The organism is Vitiosangium sp. GDMCC 1.1324 (assembly GCF_003044305.1).
GTDB lineage: Bacteria > Myxococcota > Myxococcia > Myxococcales > Myxococcaceae > Archangium.
In genome coordinates, this window is sequence record NZ_PZOX01000035.1 from 22,837 (window position 1) to 44,212 (window position 21,376).

At 70.1% G+C, this 21,376-nt stretch carries 12 protein-coding genes; 5 read left to right on the forward strand and 7 right to left on the reverse strand.

What is annotated here, in order from left to right; genetic code table 11:
• Positions 1-86: 86 nt before the first annotated feature.
• The gene (locus tag DAT35_RS54025) at positions 87-1,802 is read right to left on the reverse strand and encodes a bifunctional UDP-sugar hydrolase/5'-nucleotidase (protein WP_108077315.1); all 1,716 of its coding nucleotides are present in this window, start codon (positions 1,800-1,802) and stop codon (positions 87-89) included.
• Positions 1,803-1,888: 86 nt separating this feature from the next.
• On the opposite strand from DAT35_RS54025, the gene DAT35_RS54030 reads away from it, so the two are divergent.
• Positions 1,889-3,700 (forward strand): M48 family metallopeptidase, encoded by a 1,812-nt coding sequence (locus tag DAT35_RS54030; protein WP_108077316.1) that lies wholly within the window; start codon positions 1,889-1,891, stop codon positions 3,698-3,700.
• A gap of 6 nt (positions 3,701-3,706) precedes the next feature.
• Here DAT35_RS54030 and DAT35_RS54035 read toward each other — a convergent pair whose 3' ends face one another.
• Positions 3,707-4,900: an SRPBCC family protein gene (locus DAT35_RS54035; protein ID WP_108077317.1), complete on the reverse strand. Its 1,194-nt coding sequence runs from the start codon at positions 4,898-4,900 to the stop codon at positions 3,707-3,709.
• 147 nt (positions 4,901-5,047) lie between these two features.
• Between DAT35_RS54035 and DAT35_RS54040 the strand changes: the two genes are divergently transcribed.
• The 3 genes from DAT35_RS54040 (at position 5,048) to DAT35_RS54050 (ending at position 7,447) form a co-directional block, all read left to right on the forward strand.
• Positions 5,048-5,344 carry a hypothetical protein gene (locus DAT35_RS54040; protein WP_108077318.1) on the forward strand — a complete coding sequence of 99 codons (297 nt, stop codon included), beginning with the start codon at positions 5,048-5,050 and terminating at the stop codon, positions 5,342-5,344.
• A 108-nt stretch (positions 5,345-5,452) separates the two neighbouring features.
• Positions 5,453-6,022: a signal peptidase I gene (gene lepB / locus DAT35_RS54045; RefSeq protein WP_233262251.1), complete on the forward strand. Its 570-nt coding sequence runs from the start codon at positions 5,453-5,455 to the stop codon at positions 6,020-6,022.
• A gap of 159 nt (positions 6,023-6,181) precedes the next feature.
• Positions 6,182-7,447 carry a sugar-binding protein gene (locus DAT35_RS54050; protein WP_158502317.1) on the forward strand — a complete coding sequence of 422 codons (1,266 nt, stop codon included), beginning with the start codon at positions 6,182-6,184 and terminating at the stop codon, positions 7,445-7,447.
• A 143-nt stretch (positions 7,448-7,590) separates the two neighbouring features.
• Here DAT35_RS54050 and DAT35_RS54055 read toward each other — a convergent pair whose 3' ends face one another.
• Positions 7,591-8,724 carry a winged helix DNA-binding domain-containing protein gene (locus tag DAT35_RS54055; RefSeq protein WP_233262252.1) on the reverse strand — a complete coding sequence of 378 codons (1,134 nt, stop codon included), beginning with the start codon at positions 8,722-8,724 and terminating at the stop codon, positions 7,591-7,593.
• A gap of 346 nt (positions 8,725-9,070) precedes the next feature.
• Between DAT35_RS54055 and DAT35_RS54060 the strand changes: the two genes are divergently transcribed.
• Positions 9,071-9,598 carry a GNAT family N-acetyltransferase gene (locus DAT35_RS54060; RefSeq protein ID WP_108077322.1) on the forward strand — a complete coding sequence of 176 codons (528 nt, stop codon included), beginning with the start codon at positions 9,071-9,073 and terminating at the stop codon, positions 9,596-9,598.
• A gap of 4 nt (positions 9,599-9,602) precedes the next feature.
• Here DAT35_RS54060 and DAT35_RS54065 read toward each other — a convergent pair whose 3' ends face one another.
• The 4 genes from DAT35_RS54065 to DAT35_RS54080 all read right to left on the reverse strand — a co-directional run bounded on the left by DAT35_RS54065 (position 9,603) and on the right by DAT35_RS54080 (position 21,298).
• The gene (locus DAT35_RS54065; RefSeq protein ID WP_158502319.1) at positions 9,603-11,003 is read right to left on the reverse strand and encodes a glycosyltransferase; all 1,401 of its coding nucleotides are present in this window, start codon (positions 11,001-11,003) and stop codon (positions 9,603-9,605) included.
• 100 nt (positions 11,004-11,103) lie between these two features.
• Entirely contained in the window at positions 11,104-11,892 is a 789-nt protein-coding gene (locus tag DAT35_RS54070) for a hypothetical protein (protein WP_108077324.1), read from the reverse strand.
• Positions 11,893-12,130: 238 nt separating this feature from the next.
• Entirely contained in the window at positions 12,131-12,664 is a 534-nt protein-coding gene (locus tag DAT35_RS54075) for a hypothetical protein (protein ID WP_146210262.1), read from the reverse strand.
• A gap of 195 nt (positions 12,665-12,859) precedes the next feature.
• Positions 12,860-21,298 (reverse strand): RHS repeat-associated core domain-containing protein, encoded by an 8,439-nt coding sequence (locus tag DAT35_RS54080; RefSeq protein ID WP_108077326.1) that lies wholly within the window; start codon positions 21,296-21,298, stop codon positions 12,860-12,862.
• Positions 21,299-21,376 lie beyond the last annotated feature (78 nt).

Genomic DNA, 21,376 nt, shown 5'->3' on the forward strand with positions numbered 1-21,376 from the left:
CGTATGTGTGGCACTTCCGGCCCCGGGTTGCTCGTGTCTCCGGCGGAAAATGTCACCGGCAGTCCGGCGCGAGTGTCGGCTGGCGGCTATTCCACCCGGGTGATGCGGTTCGTCTCGGGCGGGGCGATCGGCGAGTGTGTCTTCATCCACGCTTCCAGTGCGTCCAGGTCCACCGGGCCGCCGCGCCGCTCGGTGCCCTCGGTGAGCACGCGGAACCCGTCCCCTCCGCCCGCCAGGAAGCTGTTCACCGTCACGCGGTAGCGCCCCGCCGGGTCCACGGGCGCGCCTTGGAGCCGGAGGCTGCGTGGGTCCACCTTCTGGCCCACGGGCGCCGAGGCCTTCCACGTATAGGAGAAGCCCCTCGAGGGCTGGAGGATGCGCACGAGCTTTCCCTCCCACTGTTGCTCCAGCAGGGTGTGCAGCTGCGCGCCGGTGAGCGTCATCGTCACGAGGGAGTTGCCGAAGGGCTGGAGGGTGAAGACCTCGCCATAGGTGACGTCGCCGGCGTCGAGGTCCCCGCGGATGCCGCCCGGGTTCAAGAAGGCCACCTGGGCTCCCGCGTCCTTCGTCGCCTCGAGCTGCGCATCGGAGACGGTGTTGCCGAGGGGGGACTCGCCGGAGGGCCAGCGCTTGTTGTCCGGCTGCTGGAGCAGCGCCGTCGTCTGGCCGAGGACGCGGTCGCGCAGGGGCGCGGCCAGCCCGTCGTAGCGGTCGATGAGCGCCTGCACGTCGGGGACGCCCTCCACGTCCCGGGTGACGAGGATGTTGTGGGCCGAGCTCCCCACCACGTCGCCCGTGGCCGTGTCCAGCACGAGCTCGAGGTCCGTGATGAGTCGCCCGTAGGAGGCGGCGCTGGTGACGCGCTTGCCGTCGATGACGCAGTTGTAGGCTTGGTGGGTGTGGGCGCTGAGGATGGCATCCACCTCCGGATCCAGGCGGTGGACGATGTCCACGATGGCACCGGAGAAGCCCTCGCATCCGTCATACGGGCCCGGCGAGGGGTTCTGGTTGCCGCCCTCGTGCACCAGGATGATGATGGCCCGCACCCCCTGCTTCTTCAGCTCGGGCACCAGGGCGTTGACCGTCTCGGCCTCGTCCCGGAACTGGAGCCCCTGGATGCCAGCGGCGGCGACGATCTCCGGGGTGCCCTTGAGCGTCATGCCGATGAAGGCCACCTTCACGCCCTCGAACTCGCGCACGGCGTAGGCGGGGAAGAGCGTCTTCCCCTGGCCGTCGACGATGTTGGCGGCGAGGAACTGGAACCTCGCGCCCTCGAAGGGGGTGCCGTCCTGGCAGCCATCCACGGGGTGGCAGCCTCCGTTCTGCATCCGCAGGAGCTCGGTGGCGCCCTCGTCGAGCTCGTGGTTGCCCACGGCGTTGAGCTGCAGTCCCGCGAGGTTCATCGCCTCGATGGTGGGCTCGTCGTGGAAGAGGGCGGAGATGACCGGGCTGGCGCCGATGAGGTCTCCCGAGGACACCACGAGGGTGTTCTTTGGATCTTTCGCACGCAGCTCGGCCAGGTGGCGGGCGAGGAAGCTCATCCCGCCCGTCTTCTCCTTGAGGGCGCTGCCATCGGGCTGGGTGCCCGTGCGGATCTCCCCGGACGAGCCCGCGGGCGGTGCGAGGTTTCCATGGAAGTCATTGATGCCGAGCACCCGCACGTGGACCTGGCGGGGGTGGGCGGCCCGGTCCGCGGCGGCGCCGGGTGCCTGTCCGCCTCCATGGGCACAGGAGACCAGGAGCACGGCGGCGAGCAGGAGGGCGTGGCGGGGGGGGAGGAAGGAAGGAGAGGGGGGGCTCATGGGGTTGCCCCTATCTCTCATATTGCGTGAGTTGCCGCATGGGTTCGTGTTCGCTCTAGACTCGCCCGCAACGGAAGGGGAACGTCATGTGGGCCCGCTCGTACACAGTCCGCGCGATGTTCGCCGTGGGGTTCCTGCTCCTGTTCTACACGGTGACCCTGGGCGTGGCGCTCGGGCTGGTGGTGCTGCCCTTCCACCTGCTCACGACGCACCGTTTCCACGCGCTGTTCACCGCGCTGTGCCTGGCAGGGGCGGGCGCCCTCCTCTGGAGCCTGCTGCCCCAGCGCGAGCGCTTCGTGCCGCCCGGGCCCCGGCTCACCGAGGCCGAGCACCCGCGACTGTTCGCCGCCCTCCGGGATGTGGCGCGGCGCATGGACGTGGAGCTGCCCTCGGAGGTGTACCTCATCGAGGACGTCAACGCGTACGTGTCGCAGGTGGGCGGCTTCCTCGGCTTCGGAGGCCGGCGCGTGCTGAGCATCGGCCTGGGGCTGTTGGCGGTGGACACCCTCTCCGAGTTCCGTGCCGCCGTGGCCCACGAGCTCGGCCACTTCAAGGGAGGGGAGACGAAGCTGGCGGGCCTCATCTACTCCACGCGTGCGGCGATGGGCCGCGCCCTGGCATTGCTGGGGCAGGACGGCCAGGTGCCGCTGCGCAGGCCCTTCACCTGGGTGCCGATGCTGTTCCTGCGCATCACCCAGTCCATCAGCCGGCAACAGGAGTTGGTGGCGGACGAGTGGAGCATGCGCGTCGTCGGCAAGCGGGCACATGTCTCCGGGCTGCGTCGCGAGGCGCTGCACGCGATGGGCTACCGCCTCTTCCTGGAGCACGAGGTGTACCCGCTGGCGCACGGGGACGTGGTGCCGGACAACCTCTTCGAGGGCTACCGCCGCTACCTGACGAGCTCCGCCTGGGCGGACGAGCAGCGGGAGCTGGCGGGTGCCGCGCCCGAGCGGGAGTCGGGCCCCTACGACTCGCACCCGCGCCTGGAGGAGCGGATCGCCTTCGCGGAGCGGATGGACGTGCCGGAGCAACCGCTGGACGAGACGCCCGCGTACACACTGTTGTCGGACGCGGAGGCGCTGGAGCGGCGCTTCACGGCGGAGCTGTGGCCGAACGCGGTGGAGCTCATTCCCTGGTCCGAGGCCGGAGCGCGCTGGAGCGTGCTGTGGAACGAGACGGCCAGCCGGGTGCAGGCGCGGGTGCCGGACTTCTCGCTGGCGCGGGTGCCGGCGCTGCTGAAGGACGCCGCGGCGCGGGAGGCCTTCGCCGAGGCGATTGATCCACGGCTGGTGGGCTACCGGGTGCCGGACCGCGCCGAGCGGGTGCACGAGGTGGTGCGCCACGCGGTGAGCGCATACCTGGCGAGCATCCTGGCCCGGCACGGCCTGGCGTGGACGACAGCCCCTGGCGAGCCGTTGAAGCTGGAGCGGGAAGGGGAGCGGGTGGACCCCACGGCCCTGGTGGAGGGGCTGCTGGCGGGGACGCTGGGGCCGGAGGAACTGGAGCGCCTGCGGGAGCGCCTGGGCGTGGCGGAGGATGCCACCTGGGACGTGCGGGAGGAGGAGCGCGTGAAGGCACTCGCGCCCCTGGCGCCGGTGACGGTGCGGCGGGTGGGGGACGCGGTGACGGTGCGTGCGTCCTTCTCTCGGATGGGGCTGCCCCACTGCTGCGCGCTGTGCGGAGGGGAGCTCGCCCGCCACGTGGAGACGCGCTTCCACGTGGGCGGCATGATGCGGGACGACGGCGATGTCACCATCCAGGTGCCCACCTGCGAGGCCCATGCGCACCAGGCGCACAAGGCCTTCAAGGTGCGCGCCTACGACGAGGAGTCAGGCCTCATCACGCTCGAGGTGGTGGGCCCCGGGTACGCGGAGCTCATCCAGCGCAGCAACGCGTGAGCGCGGTCAGTGCACCGGACGGTTCCCGGGCCGGACCGGTGCCTTGGGCGAGAGCTGCTCGCGCGACACGGTCTCGTGTCCCGTGGCCTTGCCCGTCTCGATGAGCGACTTGAAGCGCAGCAGGTCGTCATCCATCTGCTTCTTGGGGGAGGCGCCCAGCAGCCGGGCGAAGGCGTGGCCCAGCGCGCCCGCGGGAGGGTTGTAGGACATGCGGATGTCCAGCCGCGTGGAGCGTCCGTTGTTGAATGGCTCGAAGTGGATGATGCCGGCGTTCTCCACCGTGGAGCCCTCCACGCTCTTCCAGGCGAGCACCTGGTTGGGGATGAGCCGGGTGATGATGGCATCCCACTCGAAGACGGTGCCGGCGGGGCCGCGCACCCGCCAGTGTGAGCGGTCCTCGCCGCTGGTGCGCACGGTCTCCACGTGGGTCATGAAGCGGGAGAAGTTCTCCATGGCCCGCCAGAAGGCGAACACCTCCCGCACCGGCGCGTGGACGGTGATGTCCTTGTGAATCTCGATGGCCAGGCGTCCGCCGCCCAGACCCGTGAGGCGCTTGAGCTCGATATTGGTGATGCTGCGCAGGGTGAGCAGGGAGCCGAGGAGGGTGGAGACCACTCCCCGCACGCCTCCGTGCGAGAGTCCCCACACCATCAGGCCCGAGCCCCCGAGGCCGGCCACGAAGCGCGCGGCGGGCGACCAGTTGTGCTGGAGGAACTCGGGCCGGTCTCCCAAGCGCACCGTGCCGCCCTGTAGCTCCGGGTGACTGCCGGGTTGCTTGAACACCTGTAGGTTGTCCGCCACGTCGAGCACGCCTCGCACGCGCCTGATGCGGGAGAGCATCTTCGGATGCTCGGCCTTGAGGGCGACGCCGTCGAGCCGCACCTGGCCCTGCGCGACGTTCACCTGGATGGCATGGGGGTGTGAGCACACGCGGCCGAGCGCCGAGCGGATGCGGGCCTCGATGGTCCTGTCGTCGACCTCTTCACGGCGCACCCGGCTCATGGAGTTGAAGAAGAAGCCCCGCGTCCGGTGGATGACATCGCGCGTCACCACGCCCGCCGCGTTCTCGGCCTCGAATATGACGTGACGGGCCTTGTCCTGCGCGAGGGCTCGCCGGCGCCGGCCACTGCGTGGATCCGCCAGGTACATCAGGCCCGCGCCCAACCCGATTCCCCCCACCACCCACCCCATAGCTCTCATTTCCCTGCCCTCCGTGGAACTCCCGAGGACCCAAGCTGGGAGTGCGCGGGCGGTTCGACAGCAGCCGGGCGAGGGCCTCTCCCCTTGGCTGTCTCGTACCTGAACCCACCTGGATGCACAGGTTGGAGAGACCCAGGAGGGGAGAGCATGCCCGAACAACCGCCGAAGACCCCCGGAGCACCAGTGAAGGAGCCGGAGCCCCAGAAGACGCCGCACCGGGAACCGGAGCCCGAGCGTCCGCCGGAGATAGAACCGCCCACGCGGCGGCATGCGCCGGAGATCGAACCCCCGACGCGCCAGCCGCCGGAGATAGAGCCACCCCGGCACGAGCCACCGGAGCGTGAGCCGGGCCGTCACTCGGTGCCGGAGATCCAACCACCGGGTATCCACGAGCCGCCCGACCCCGACCAGCAGCCGCCGGGAGTGCCGGGCATCATCGCGTGAGGAAGGGCTCGCCACGGCGCGCGGGACACGCGGGAGTGTTTGATATGGCTTTGGATGGGGGCCGCGACTCCTGGGGGTTCCGCGCCGGGGGGCGGTAGACTCCGGGGGGTGGAAGAGGCCGCGGCGAAGAACGAAGGGACGAGTCGGACTGGCACCGGGTGGCGGCGGGGAACGTGGCTCTTCCTGCCGGGCCTGACCCTGCTGTTGGCGTTGGGTGTGCGAGGCCTCGTGGTGGAGCCCCGGCTGATCATCTCGGACTCGATGCGGCCGACCCTGGTATCGGGAGACCGGCTGCTGATGGAGAAGGTGTCCTACCGGTTCCATGCTCCGAGCACCGGGGACATCGTCGTCTTCGAGCCGCTTCCCGAGGCCGACCGCCGGGGGACGCTGCACCTGGAGGCCCACATCAAGCGGGTCATCGGGCTGCCGGGCCAGGAGGTGCGGGTGCACGAGGGCCGGGTGCTCGTCGACGGGCAGCCTCTGGTGGAGCCCTACATGGCCGAGGCGCCCGGCTACGAGTGGGGACCGGCGCGAGTGCCCGAGGACATGCTCTTCGTGATGGGTGACAACCGGAACGAGAGTAGCGACTCGCATGTCTGGGGATTCCTGCCGCGGCGCAACGTGCTGGGCCGGGCCTGTCTGCGATTCTGGCCGCTCGGGCGCGCGGGCGGCCTCTGACATGTGTTCCAATACGCTGACTTGCGTCACAAGGGTGACCCACGTGCTCAATGGCAGCGAGAGCGGTCTGAGCGAGCGGAAGGAACTGTTCTACAACGCCAAGCGTGTCCTGATCGATTGGAGCTGACCATGCGAGGCGTTCTCCGACACTTGCTACCGGTGTTCCTGGTCGGCTGGTCATCCGCCGCAGCGCCAGACGATGATGTATCGACGTCCACGCTCAAGGATGAGATTGTTGATTGCGTGGAGACGGGAGGGCGTGATCTCGACGGCGACGGGAAACAGGATCTTGCCTGCGTCACGCGCCGGGGTGACGAGGATCCGCAGCGCGCCGTCGTGGTGCTCAGCAGCGCTCCGGCTGGCACACCTCCCGCTCTTGATGTCCCCATCCTCCATTGCCCGAACTGCGGTGAGGCGCAGCCCATCCAACTCGAGATGATGGTGGACGAAAATCCTCCGCAAGCCTTCGAAGTCAGCGAGAGTGCCGGCAGCAGTTCGATCTGGACCTACGAGTACCGCTTCGAACGGGCAGGGTCACGTTTCCGGCTGGGGAGTGAGAGCAAGAGCGTCCTTGACCGCGTCAACGGCATGATAGGAAAGGTTCGTACGCACTACAGCGACAGCGTCGGCAGCTCGGTGCGAACGGTCTCTCGTGCCGATGAGTCAGAGCCACGCTCGGTCGAGTTCCTCAATGTCTACGCGATGCCCCGAAAGGGCTCGATCAAGCTCGATGGGGATGGTCGAGATGCGGCCTGGCAGCAAGCGACGCGGCTCCCCGTGGGAAGAGCGGACTACATCGTCCTCGAGAGAAGCATTCTCGAGACGAACGAGGATCTCTCCTACTCCTTGCGTGCGCTGTGGGACGACGGCTTCCTGTACCTCTTGATCGAGGTCACCGACGACGTCGTCGTGCTCGCGCCTCCGGGGAAGAACGGAGTGCGTTACGACCATGTGGAGCTCTGGCTCGACCGCGCGGGCCAACCGTGGGACGCAGAGCTCACGCCGCGGATGCAACCCGATCTGGCCAAGACCATTCAGCTGGGCCTGGTTCCAATCCGGGGCACCAACAAGGTGCGGGTGCTGCGCTGGTTTCCCGATGAGACGAACCTGCCGAAAGTGACGGCCGCCTGGCGCAAGACCGCGACTGGATACACGATCGAAGCCAGTTTTCCGCTCGAGCTCATCGGCGCTTCGGACAGCTACGCGGACGAGTTCTATGTGCGCGAGCTACGCAAGGGGCTCGTCAACCTGACGGTCGTCGCCTCGGATGCGGATGACCCGGCGGCACCCCGGCAGGAGTCGATGATCGCCACGTCGCGCCTCGAGCACCGAGGAGCCCCCTATGAGATGGGGCTCCTCCATCTGATGAAGTCCACGACTCCAGACAAGGTGGACGGCGGAGGTGGAAACAGCGCCTCACCTTGAGATGGCCACCACACGGGCCCGCCGGTGGGCGGGCCGAAGAAGGTGTCCCGAAGAAGGTGTCGAAGGATTCGTTCAGACGCCTTGCCCCATACGAATCATCTGACCACCCTGTTGGCAGGACCCTCCCCACGCGCTCGCGTCGCTCACTTCGACCGGACGAACTGGATGTCGCGCGTCTTCGCATCGGCGGCGGCGAAGTCGAGGAGCCGCTCTCCCTCCTCCTCGACGGCGGTGCGTTCCTGCGCGGACAGTCGCTTGTACGGCTCGATGAGCAGCGTGGTGGTGCCCCGGCTCTGGCGGAACTTCCAGGCGCCTCGGAAGAAGCCATCCACGAGCAGGCCTCCGGGCACCATGCCGTTCCGGGTGGCGACGCGCTTGCGGTCCTCGTCGGAGATGACGCGGCCGCGGTCGTCATGGGAGACGAGCACGTTGTCGAACTCGGGGAGGAAGCGCACCGGGGCCGGCGTGTCCGGGTCGGGCCGCGGAGCATCGGGCAGGTCGAACAGCTCGCGGCCCTGCTCGTTGCGGAAGGTGCGCAGGCGGGGCCGGAGCCCCTCGAGGACGTCGCTCAGCCGGGTGAGGCCGGACCAGGTCTGCACGTCCAGCACCGTGGCCGGACCGAACGCGGCGAGGTAGCGCAGCACCAGCTCCTCCATCGACAGACTGGCGTCGAGTGGCTGGCCCAGCCACGACTCGAGCGTGGTGCAGCGGGTCTGTCCGCCGACACCCCAGATGCCACGAGGCGGCACCTGGACCAGGGGGGCAAAGGCGCGGATGGCCTGGGCGAGGGAGTTCGGGTCGCGGTCGGGCCAGCGCTCGGCGAGCAGTGCCCCGAGCTCCGTCAGGGTGCGCGGCTCCTCCTCCACGAGCGCCCGGCCCGCTGCCACGAGCGCATCCAGGTCCATGCCCGCGATGTTCCGGCCATAGGTCCTGTGGGCGAGCAGGGTGCGCTCCATCATGGGCTGCACCAGGGGACGCAACCTCCGCGCGTCGCGAGCGGTGACCAGGTGGATGGTTCCTCGCATCAGCACGATGCGCACCACCTGCCGGTCGAGGAGCAGCGTGGCCAGGTCCTCCTGCCGGAATCCCTCCAGCCGCGTCCACAGGCCGTAATAGGGCGGGTTTGGTGCCTGGGCCTGCAAACCCACCAGGTGCTCGATGGCCTGCGGCGCGGAGCGCTTCGCGCGCCGGAGGAGCCACTGCCGCTCGAGCAGGGCCCGGTTGAGGGCGCGCTGGCTGAGCACCTGGGCCGGACGGCTCCGGGTTCGCGGCGTCACGACGGTCGTTGATTTCCGGCCAGGCATCATCCTCCTCGCGCGTCCGGGCCGCACCGGGCGCGGTGCCGCCTCTCCCAACGAGACTGGGGCAGGCACCGCGCGGAGTCCAGAGGGAGCGCGGCCAGCGGGCAGGGAAAAGGGCGGCAGGAGCGGAAACAAGAAGAAGGAGAGCATGGCGGCCTGTCTCTGGGCTTGGGGGTGCGCACCCGTGAGAGGTGCGCGTGGGGGCCAGAGGCTTCGATGGCGCTACCTTGGAGCTCGGAGATGACAGCCTTCTGTCAGGTATGTGTGGCTGCTGCTCGGTCGGGGTATACATCACGAAGCTCCACTGGAATGGTGCTGGCCCATGACGCAGCCGCTCCGAATCGAGTGTGGCCCCTGTGCCCTGCGTGCCTTCCAGCGCGGTGACGAAGCCTCCCTGGTGAGACATGCCAACAACCGCGCGGTGTGGTTGAACCTCCGGGACCGCTTTCCCCACCCCTACACCCTCGCCGACGCGGAGGGCTGGGTGCGGTACGCCTCCGGAGCGCACCCGCTGACGGACCTGGCCATTGAAGTCTCGGGCGAGGCGGTGGGTGGCATCGGCATGATTCCGGGCTCGGACATCGAGCGGTGCTCGGCGGAGGTCGGCTACTGGCTCGGTGAGTCGCACTGGGGCCGAGGCATCACCAGCGCCGCGCTCGCTGGCTTCGTATCCTGGGCCTTCGAGGACACCTCACTGCTGCGCCTGTTCGCGTTGCCCTTCGTGGACAACGTGGGCTCGCGCCGCGTCCTGGAGAAGACGGGGTTCGTCCTCGAAGGAATCCTGCGCCACAGCGCCGTGAAGGATGGACAGGTGCGCGATCAGGCCATGTATGCGCGGCTACGGCCCTGAGTGCTCACGCCACTGACAGGGCAGTGCCCTCCAGCGAAGCGAGCAGTGACGCCAGCGCCTCGCGCGTGATGGTGCGGGGCGCTCCGTCGGGCAGGCGCAACGGCTCGCGGCGGCGGGCCAGCAGGGAAATGAGGGCCGAGGCCGTGCTCGTGCCCTCGGTGAGCTCCAGTTGCTGGCGCAGGGCCTCGGCCTTCGCGCGAAAGCCCGGCTCCTCGCGCAGCCGCGCCACTGCCCGGCGGATGCTGTCCTCAGTCATCCCCTGAATGGACTGGAAGAGCCCGGCGCCGAGGTACTCCACGCGCCGCGCGTTGTCGTGCTGCTCGCCGCCCACGGGCACCACCAGCAGGGGCTTGCCTGCGGCCAGCGTCTCGTTGGTGCTGTTGTTGCCGCCGTGGCTGATGACCAGGTCCATCCTCGGCAGCAGGTCCACCTGGGGGACGCGGCGGAAGAGGAGCACGTGGGAGGGGAGGGGCTTGGAGGCGAGCGCCGGGTACGCCGCGCCAGCGCTCACGACGACCTGGAGGCCCGGGGCGTCGAGCCCCCGGAGCAGGGTGCGGAACACCTCGGGCTTGTCGTTGAAGACGGTGCCGAGTGACACGTAGACCTTGAAGGCCTCCGCGCGCAGCTTGTCGAAGGGGAAGCCCTCGGTGTCGGTGCCGCGCCGGGTGGAGAAGCAGGGGCCGACGTAGAAGGTGCCTGACCCCAAGCCCGTGCGAGGGGCTTCGATGGCTTCGTGGCTCATCACCAGGTTGAGCCAGGGCGAGGCGGGCGTGCGCAGGACGTCGGGCAGGCCGCGGACCAGCCCGAGCGCGCGCCGGGGCTGATCCATCCGCCGGGCCAGTTGCACGAGGAGCTCCGCCTCGGCCACCTCGGCGCGATGAAGTTCGGGACCGTCCGGGGTGCCGATGGGCAGGCCGCTGCCCCAGGGAGGGATGCCGGGGCCGCGGAAGGGGAGCCCGCTGTGGTAGACGGCCACCCAGGGCAGCCCGAGCTTCTCGGCGGCGAGGTGGGCCGGGAAGAAGGCGAAGTCGGCCACGAGCACGTCGGCGGGTTGCCGCTCGAGCCGGCGGAGGATGTCGCGGGCGGTCGCCTCCGCTCCGGCGGTGAACAGGTTGAGGGCGATCCGCGATTCCGCGTAGCCGCTGCTTCGGGCCAGGCGGATGGCGTGGAAGATGACGCCGAGCGCGGGGCGGAGCCGCTCCAGGGGCAGGCCCGCGCGCTCGACCATGGCCGGCACGTCCGTCACATTGTTGAGGATGTCTGGCTTCAACCGGAAGCCGAGCGACGGGGCTCCCGGGATGAAGAAGCGGGTGCGGTGGCCCTCGGCCCTCATCCGCAGCGCCGTGGCCAGCAGCGTGTTGAGGTGGCCCACCGTGGGGTGGCACAGGAAGGCGATGTCGCTCATGAGCCCGGCATCATAATGATTTGCGCTTCTGGCCGCTCGGGCGGGCGGGTTGCCTCTGACGGGTGTTTCACTTATCACTCTTGTGCCAACAGTGAGCCACTCACTGCTCGAGCGATCGGGGCTCCGGCGGGGGGAGCATGGCGGTCGTGTAGCACTCCCCCTGGTGCTCGTAGAGTTCCTCCGGGCACGGTGCCTTGAGTTTGTGCGGCACCCAGCAGCCGCCATTGATTTCCACCTCGATACGGGGCGTGCAGGGAGGGCGCTTCTGCCCTTTGTAGGGCTTGCGTGGAAAGGGGTGGGCAAGGGCGGGTACTCCCCCGTCCGCGATGCCCCTGAGTGAATTGCCCGTGAGGGGGATCGCCGTGTCCGTCGGCACTTCGGCGCTCATGGGTGCTGGCTCGGCTCTCGTCACGGGGGGCGGGCCGCCTGAGGGTTGGGATTCGGGGGACAGGAGGACCAGGGCGAACAGCAGGGTGCACACCGCGGCGGCTCCAGCCAGTGCCAGCCCGAGGTGTCTTCGGGGGCGAGGGTCGTGGGTGGTGGGAACGTGTTGGGCCATGCGCCTCACGCCCTTGTGCAGGTCCTCGAACGCGAACACCAGCTCCTCCGCGGAGCGTTTGTTGGGGGCAAAGGTCCAGGGGGAGCGCTTCACCTCCACGGCGAAATAGTTGGGATCGCCCGAGGAGATGCAGCGCATCTCCCAGTCGGTCTTCGGCGCCGAGTCGTCCCTGGCGGCGGGTTTGAGCACCAGGGCCGCCGCGCCGCTCGTCTCGTGCGTGGCCCGGTAGAGTTCCCCCTGCGGGGATTGCTGAACCTGCTCGTGGAGCTGGTACGGCCCCAACTGCTCCGACTCCTCCCAGCCCGACTCGGACTTCTTCTCCGTCGTCACGTGTGCTCCTCGCTCGCCTCCCCGTCTGCTCGGGGGCCGGGGTCTTTGTTTGCACCGGGCCGAGCCCTCGCTCCAGGAGTTGCATGGTGGCGCGGGGGGGTCCTACTACCCAGGTGACACCCGCGCGCCCGGGCGTGATGGCCCCTCCCGTGTGCGCCCTTCTTTCAAGTCCCTCGGCCTCTCTCCCGAATTGCTCGGTGCGGTGCGGCACGAGACACGGGGCGCCGCGGGGAGGGGCTCAGGAGATCCAGGTGCTCTCGGCGGTGACCACCTTCCACTGGCCATCCTGACGCTCGAGCGTGAGGGTGAGCCCGTTGGCGCCGAGGTTGCCGTAGACGATGGAGGTGTCCGCCTGGGCGCGGCCGGGCGAGGTCGACCGCACCTCGTCGACGTGGAGGAATATGGCGCGGGTGGGCGTCACGCGGGCGCCGGTGGGCTTTCCGTTGAACACCACCTCGACCGAGCTGCTCGCGGGCACCACGGCGCCGTCGTCCCACTTGCAGGAGTCCGGACCCGCGACCAGGAACGGGTCGTTGGTGAAGCGAGCCAGGAACTGGGGGCTGGTGCCACCGGGAAGGGTCACGCAGTAGAGCGTCGGTTCTCGGTCATCCCGTCCGAAGTGCTGGAGGGTCCCGCGGACGGCGGCGGCGTAGAGCTCTTCATCGAACGCCGTCGGCTCCATTGTCTCGGTGCGGGTGCGAGCGCCATGCGCACAGGCAGAGACGAGAAACGAGGCCACGATTCCACACCACGCCTGGCGGATTGCTCTCATGCACATCCTCTCGGGAGAGGGTTCCCCCGGGCGAGGAGGAACCTGAGAGGCCCACTGTAACGCGTCCGATCGGGGCCCCTACGAATTGTCTGACACCCTGGAGGGGTGTGGCAGGGGAGTAGCGAGGCGACCTCGCTACCCCCTATGCCGATTCTCCTGAAGCCGCCAGCGGCAGACGGGCGAGCTGGCCGCGCGTCAGTCGTGCCGCCCCCAGCTGTCGGCCGCGCCCCACACGACGTACCCGGGCATCGCGAAGAACGCGGCCATGCCGTAGATCTTGTACGCGCCGTTGGAGGCTGCGGTCGACTTGACCTTGTCGACGATGGTGCTCACGCGTGTCGTCGCCTGGTCGGACACGCCCCCGGCCTTGGGGGTGTTCACGTACTCGCTCCAGACGCCGTCGCGCGCGCCAGTGCGAGCGCCCGAGGCGAAGCCGGTGATCGTGCTCTTGGCAATCCCCTGGTACCAGGGCTGGTGCTGCTGGACATTGGTGAGGATCGTCGTCACGTCGTTCGACACCGCGCTCGACACTCCGCCCACGGTGGCCTCGGCGCCGATGCGCGCGGCGATGCCGGCACGCCCCTTCTTGCTGGAGAGCCCGCCCGTCGCGTGCCCCCCGATGCCGCTCACGACCCCGCTCGCGAAGCCCGCGGCGGCGCCGATCCCCATGGCCTCGAAGAAGCCCTTGGCCGTGAAGTCGCGGCCGTGCTGCACGTCGTATTGCAGTCCGGATATCCCGGCGCTCGTGAGCGTGTTCCCCGCGACATTGAGACCGAACTTGGTGAGTCTCGTGGAGATGGACGCGGTCGATTTCGCCGCGCCCTCGGCCACCGAGGCCCCTGCGGCCACCTCGGCCGCGCCCTTCGCCGCGCCCTCCGCCGCGCCCTTTGCCGCGCCCTTCACCGCGCCCTTCGCCGCGCCCTTCGCTGCGCCCTCCGCCGCGCCCGTTGCCGCGCCCTTCACTGCGCCCTTCGCCACGCCCTTCGCCACGCTCACCGCCGCGCCCGATGCGCCGCCGGTGAAGACCGAGAGCCCGAAGCCAATGACCGTGATCGCCGCCATGGCCAAACCGATGCCGATCCGCTCCCAGACCGAGAGCTCACCGGTGGGGTCGGTGATGCCGAGCGGATTGTTCGCGGCGAAGATGTAGGGGCTCGCGAACTGCCGTTGCGGATCCGGCGTCACGAAGCGGCGCAGGACCGGGTCGTACATGCGGGCGCGGAAGTTGTAGAGCCCGACCTCGGCGTCCCACTCCTGCCCCTGGAAGAGGTAGGGAGTGGCCGCCAGGTCCCCCTCGGCGAGCGTGAGGCCGCCGAACGGGGCGTACGCGTAGCGGGCCACGAGCGTGGCGCCCTCCACGACCGCCCACACGGACTGGTCCGGATCCGGGAGCACGAAGCGCGTGGCCGTGCCCACCAGGGCGAGGAGCCCCGACGGCCCCTGTACGAGCACCGTCCAGGACTCACCATCCCGCCGAGCCACGGGGACCAGACCCGCGCCGAAGAAGTAGACGCTGTCAGCGCCGTCGCGGCGGCGCTTGAGCACGCGCTGCTGGCTCCCGCCGTAGGCGAGCCGGAGCGCGCCGCCGGCCTCGATGCGCGTCGTCATGCTGGTGGCACGGTCGTACCCGAACGTGCGGCCGGCGCCCGTCAGGAGCTGGCCGCGCGCGCTCCAGGTGAGCGGCTGGGCCGGCCCCGACCCGACGGTGAGCGACGCGACACGGTCCGAGCCGTCGACGCACGGGGTGGCCACCACGGTGCCGCTCTCCTCGGCCTCCCAGATGTTGCCGCTGGGATCGTAGGAGCGGATGGTCATCGTCGTGGCGCCGGCCGCGGTGAGGAGCCGCCGCTGACCGTCGTAGCCGAAGACCTCCTCCTGGCTGGTGTCCTTGCCGGCGAAGCGCCACCGCACGCCGCGGGTGCGCACGACGCCATCCGCGTCATAGGCGTAGGCGAGCGCGAAGGACTGGTCGCCGGCCGCCGACGTGGTCGTCATCGCGGCCACCTGGCCGGGAGAGGTGTAGTCGACGAGCCGGGTCCACGTGCCCTGCCCGAGCACCTCCCGCTGCACCGCGCCGTCCGCGCTCCAGCCGTAGGCCGCGAGGTCGGCGAGGCCGGCGGCGGTGCCGACGGACACGAGGTGCCCGAGGTCATCATGGGCGTAGTGGACCGCCGCGAGCGAGGCTCCCGCGGGGAGATCGACGCGGACCACCTCCGAGAGGTTGTCGTACGTGTAGGTGACCGTACCGTCGGCGACCGTGGGCCCGTCGAGTGTCATGCGCATCGAGGAGAGGTGCCCGTCGTCGTCGTAGCCGAGCTCCTCGGTGACCGTGACGTCACCGTCCTCCCCGGGATTGTTCGCCACCGAGATCCATTTCCTGCCGATGAGGGTGGGCTCGTCCCCGTCGCCGTCGTAGCGCATCGTGACCGCGACCGTGGACCCCTCGGTCGGCCAGTCGGGCTGGTTCGCGAGCAGGCGCAGCGCCGCGGGGTCCCACGCCGCCGAGACGGTGCCCTCCTCCACCATGCGCCCGAGCGCGTCGTACTTGTAGTAGACGAACCACTGCTCGCCCGCATCCATCGCGGGCTGCACGAAGCGCAGCCGCCCGGCCACGTCTGACACGAACCGCGTCTCCCCCGCGTCGGGATCGGCAAGGGACTCGGTGCGCTGGAGGGCGTCCGTGGTCGTCCGCTGTGCGTAGGCGCTCGGGTCCTGCTGAGGCCCGCTCACCAGCGCGTTGGGGAGCGCGGTCTGGAGCGTGGCCGCGGGCCCCAACGCGCCCGCCGTGTAGGTCCGGTTGCCCGAGGTGCGCGAGACCTCCTCCCCCGCGCTCGGCACGTAGGTGCTCGTCACGGTCTGACTGATCTGGTCGGTCAGGCGCACGGACCGCGTCTGGACCGGGCTCGTGAGCGTGTCCTGGAAGTACTGGCCGGCCGGGAGGCTCCCCGCGGCGTTCGCGCCGAAACGGAGCCGCGTGGTCTGGCGCTGCTCCTCGGGCACCGAGAGGTCGATCGCATAGGGCTTGCCAGGGCTGCCCTGCTCGATCGACTGCTGCCGGGGCGAGGCCTCGTAGCGCGTGCCCTGGTAGGGGTAGCCCTTGTCGTCCGAGCGCATGATGCCGTCCTCGGTCTGCCCCCGGTAGTAGTCGGTGACGTCGCCCTTCAGCTCCCAGGTGGTGGAGAGATTCGCGAGGAAGTCCTCCACGTCCACGAAGCCGGGCCGGTATTGGAGGACGGGCTGGTGCTGGCCGGAGCCGAACGAGCCGGGGGCGCCCTTCGTCGTCACGAGCTGGCGGTCGAGCGCGTCGTAGACGAGGCCGACCACGATGCTGTCGGCGCCATGGAGCTGCTGCACCTGACGCTGTCGGCCGGCGGCGTCGTTGTAGGACACGCCGACGCGGACGCCCTCGACGACGGAGAGGTTGCGGATGGCGCCCTCCCCGGCGAGCGTGATGGACACGGTGTCCCCGACAGGGCGGACCGCCTGACTGTAGAGGAGCTGGCCTCCGGCGAAGAAGAGCACGACGCCATCGCCGACGACGAGGAGCCAGTGCTGCTCGAGGGGAGGCGTGGCCAACGCGGTCCAGGCCACGCCCGCCTGGGACGCGGTCCAGCCGCCATCCCAGCGAACCGTCACGTTGCCCACGGACACGGATGCGACCACGTCGCGCGCCTGGAGCTCGAAGTAGACCGCGCGGGTCCCCACCGCGGTGCCGCGCCAGGTGACCGGCCCCGCGGTGGCTCCCGTGTGCACGAGGGCTCCGTCCGCGGCCGCCCACCCGGCGGACGCGCTCCAGCGCTCGCGCCAACGGTCGCCGTCACGGAAGGTCTCGAGCACGCCGCCGGTGGCGGGGTGCAGGGTGACCTCGGCGTTGGGGCTCATGGGCGAGAAGACGCCGTCGTTGCCCCGGCGCGAGAGGAAGCGCTGGGCGAGCTCCTTGATCTGCCCGGAGGCACCCACCGAGACGGTCGGCTGGAAGACGCGGTCATAGTACGTGCGCGTGGTGCGGCCGCTCGCGTCCTGGGTGGACGTGACCTGCTGACTCGGCTCGTCGAAGGTGCGGGCCGCGAGGCTGTTGGCCAGGGGGGCCACCAGCACGCTGTCGAGGGTCACCGGGCTGGCGGTGGTGTTCGTGATCGACAAGGCGAGCGCCACCGACGCCTCCGTGGCGGCGGAGCGGGGCGCGAGTGGGGCACTGCCGGTCACGTGGGTCCTCGGCCGGCGAGGACGGGCGGCGAGGCGGGCGCGGCGGGCCGCGGAGCGCCGATCGGGCGCGGGAACGGCGCCCCCGAGCACCTGGGGGCCGCCGAGCGGGACGGGCACGGTGACGTAGCGCCACGCGCCGTCCGTGGCGGGCAGCGGCACGAAGACCGGCGTGGCGGCCACGCCGTCGACGGTGACGGTCGCGGAGATGCCGGTGGTGGCGTCGGCGGCGAAGCCGGCCGGTGTCCGCACCCACACCCCGACGAGGTACGTGCCCTCGGGCGCCTCGGGCGTCACCGTCACGGCGAGGGAGGCGTTGGCGCCGCCGGGCAACCGGGCCGCGCGGATGCCCGTGCGCGCGTCGTCCGCCTCATACTCCACGCCGGAGAGCGTCCAGCGGGAGGTGTCCTCGTAGGGCTGGAAGCCGAGGAAGGCGAGCCCGCCGAACGGCACGTTGGACGAGCATGCGACGGCGAACTCGCAGTTGGCGCTGTAGATCGTGGCGGTCGGCACGCCAAGGCCGTCCACGCTCTCCTGCTCCTGGCCATAGGCCGTGCGCTCCGTGGTGCGCGCCGCGAGGGCCCAGCCGGCCGGGTTGTCCCCCGGTGCGTAGGCGGCGAACGGGAACGCCACGTCCGCCGCGTCGAGGAGGCCGAAGCTCGCCTCGGCCGCTGCGATGAGCACGCCCTCGGCGCTCGGCCAGCCGGCGTAGGTCGTCGCCATGACCTGCACGGGGACCGTGCCCGTGTCGGTCGTGACCGTGTTGCTCACCTGCGCGGGGTCGGTGAGCGCGTGGATCGCGGCCAGACCGGCATCAACCGCGACGCCCTGGACCGTGGTTTGCACGAACGTCTGCGCCTGGCCCTCGCCCCCGTACTGCCGGAGCGAGAGGGTCACCGGCTGGCCGGTCGCGGAGCCGGGCGCGCCGACCGGTACGTACACGGTGGTCTTCGTGTTGGTGACACCGTTGATGACCTGCGTGTCCACCGTCTGCACCACCCAACCGCCGCGGAGCACGATGGTCTCGGGCTCGAGGACGTCGGAGGCGACCTGTTGGTAGACGACCCAGGTGGCCTCGGTGCTCTCGAGCAGCACGCCGTCGCGGTCGCGCGTCTCCGTGCGCAGCAGGAGGCCGTCGAGCATGTCGTAATAGTTGGCGCCGGTCTGATCCGCCATGCCGTTGAGGTAGGTGCTGTCCACCCACCCGTTCACGGGGTTCGCCGCATCCGATGTTCCCGAGCAGGTGCGGGCGGAGAAGTACTTCACGATATTGCCCAAGGGATCACAGCCCGCGGTGCCCGTGTCGAAGACGTAGCGCGTCGGGATCTCGTCCTGATAGCCGTCGGTCACGTCGAGGCCGGTGACCGCGTAGTGCGCGATGGGACCGGCGAAGGCGTCCCCGGCGTACTGGTGGAGGTACACCGTCGTCGCCGCGTTGAAGTCGACGGCGTTGTCGAGGTAGGTGGCGAAAAGCTGTGGCCCCTTGGGCGAGGTGCCCGGGCCATCCCCGCGGACCATCTTCTCCTTGAGGAACGGCTCGGGCTTGCCCACCTGCCCGTTTCGCAGCACGACAGCCTCGACCCGCTGCGACGAGCTCCCCTTCTCGGCGGTGAACGCCAGGAAGGTCGGCCCCTCGTCCACGAGCGACTCGGAGTCGAAGTCGTAGCCCTCCGCGCTCACGAGGGCAGCCAGGTTGGCTGACGCCGGTGAGGTCACGACGGCACCCCAGTCCGACGCGGTGCCACGGAAGTACACGTACGGGCCGACGACCGCCCAGTCGGCACCTCCGCTTGTGGGCCAGTTGTCCGCCTGATCATCCTGGAACGGCAGCGATTGGCCCAACGCGGCCGGGGCCGGCCTCCAACCCATCGTCGGGTCGTAGGCCATCACCTTCCCGACGGCCTCGCCGACGCCGTCGGTGGGAACGATGACCTGGATGGCGTAGTCGGGCCCGAACGCGTAGCGCTGGTCGCGATACGCGTAGGGCATGCCCGGGTTGAGCGCCGTGCTCACCGCCCACGCCGCGCCATCGAAGCGCGCGAGGTTGCCGTTGATGGCGACGAGCGTGTCGTCGATCACCTCCGGAATCCACGTGGTGGGCGGGTTGCCCTGCCCGAAGGTGTCGGTGAACTCGCCGAGCTCGTGGACCTCGAGCGCGTAGGCCGCCGTCCACTGCGCCACCCAGACGCGGTAGGCGTTCCACTGGTCGTTGTTCGCGGTCAGGTTGGACACCGCCACGAGCGATGCGCCCGGCACGAGGGCGATACTGTTCAGGTCCATCGTCGAAAACTTGGGGAGCGTGGTCGCGGTCCCCGACTGCCACACGAGCAGACTGTCCAGCCAGCGGAGCGCCAGCTTGCCGTCGAGATCCAACGTGGCGAGGTACTCTCCCCCGCCTGCGATCCATGTGTAGCGGGGGGTCGTGATCGTCTCGCGCGTCCACGCCCGCGTGGTCCATCGCCAGGTGAGCAGATCGTAGCTGCCGGACAGGGTCCTGCTGCTCATCTGCGCCACGGCGAGCCAGGTGGTGCCGCCCACGAAGGTCGTGGCGGCGCCGGTCGTCGGCCACGTGAGGGTGGGGACGTTCTTCGCGGTGGTGACCCCGTCGATGGTGGCGCTGCGCCACTGGCCGGGCCGCGCCACGTCACGGTCGAAGACGTAGACGGCGCGCTCCGACGGGGTGGTGCGCGTGAAGGTGAGCGCGAAGAAGTCCTGGTTGGTGACGGCCTGGAGGCTGTCGAGATCGAGGCCGCGCGTGTCGAGGAGGGCGTCGTCCGGGTCGAGCTGCCATGTGAGCCACGACCCCCCCCAGGTCCAGACCTGGAGTGAGAGCCGGCCGTTCGCCTGGTTGTAGTACGTGACGACCGCGTAGTCCGGGCCATAGTAGACGCGTGGCGAGCCGCTGCCGACGGCGTCCGGCCGCTTCACCTCCGCGCGCCGTTCGCACAGCGTGAGATCCTGGCGGGTATAGGTATAGGTGGCGTTGCCGCCCTCCGGATAGGTGAGGGTCGCGAGGGCCCCGGGCTGGCCGCCTTCCGCCGCGGCGTCGAGGTAGTAGCCGAGCACGAGGCCGGGGCTCGCCACGCCATCCTGGTCGAACTGGGTGATGCCGGTGAGGAAGCGCTTGAACGTGTCTCCCCGGAGGGGGCCCGTGGCACCGGTGACGTTGGCCACCTCGCGCTCCCGGCCGGACGCGTCCGGCCGCGGCTCGTAGGTGAAGCGGAAGGTGAAGAGGGTGGAGCCGTCGGCCGCCTGGATGGTGAGCTTGTCGAGGAAGCGCGTCTCGTAGCGGTCCTGCCATGCACCGGGGGCGTCGCTGGGGACGGCGCGGTGCGGGTCCGCGTACTCGCGAGGGGCCGTCTCCCCGGCGCTCCACAGCTTGTCGCCGTAGTCGAGCGTGACGGTGCGGCCGAACACGTCGGTGACGCGGGTCAGATACACGGCCTTGGTGTACGGCAGCCCGCCGGCACCCACACGTTGCTCACAGCCGCGGATCAGGCCGTCGCCGGTCCGCTCGAAGCCGTTGTAGGCATAGGTGACGGAGCTCCCGAATCGGTCCGTGACGCGGCCGAGGTACCAGGCGCGCGCCACCTGGACCTGCCCCTCGGTCCGCATCGAGGCGCCGCTCCAGAGCGGCTCACCGTTGCGTCCCTTCCACCACACCGACCACGCCACCGTCTCGTTCACGCTGCGCGCGCCGGCCGCGTTCCGCGTGACACCGCCTCCGAACGACCGCCGCACCGCCGAGTCGCTCGTGACCACCCAACGCTCGTAGCGGGGGTAGTACTGGACCTTCCAGAACTGGTAGTTCTGGAGCTGGTACGCCTCGCCGCCGTCCTTCGCCAGCAGCCGCTCTCCCACCTCGAGCGTGTAGAGCAGCTCGTGGGTGTCGTCGACGAGCTCCCAGGTGCCATGGCCGCCCCGCGCGATGGCGTCCGCCGACAGGAGGAGCCCGTGCGCGTGGAACTCCTCGACGAGCGCGGCGGGGACGGGCTTCCCGTCGGCTAGGCTGCCGGCGAGGGCCGCGTCAGCGGAGAAGAGGCGGGGGGCCCACGGCTGGCGAACCAGCGTGTTGGGCACCCCGTTGTCGTAGAGCGCGTACTGCCGCGTGCCCGTCACCGGCGAGCCCGAGGACACCGCCTCGATCCACGAGAGGGGAAGGCTCCAGCCGAGGCCGACCACCCCCGTCGGCGCCTCGCGGTTCCACGTCGTCGCCTCGCGGACCACGTTGGATTGGTACTGGAGTGACAACGTCACGTCGAGGCCGTTGTCCTGGGAGCGCCCCGGGAGGGTGAACAGGCTCTGGGTGAGGTTCACGTCCCCGCGGAACAGGTTGACGGAGCTCGACAGGTTTCCGACGGAGCTGCCGTCCATCTGGAACGTGCGGATGGCGGGGGGCTGGCTTTGCGACGGGGGGTTGGACGACGACATGATAGGCCTCGAGCGCGCGCGCGAATGGGTTGGGGCCCGCGCGGATGGCACGGGACGGGAAGAGGGTGCCCCGCGGCG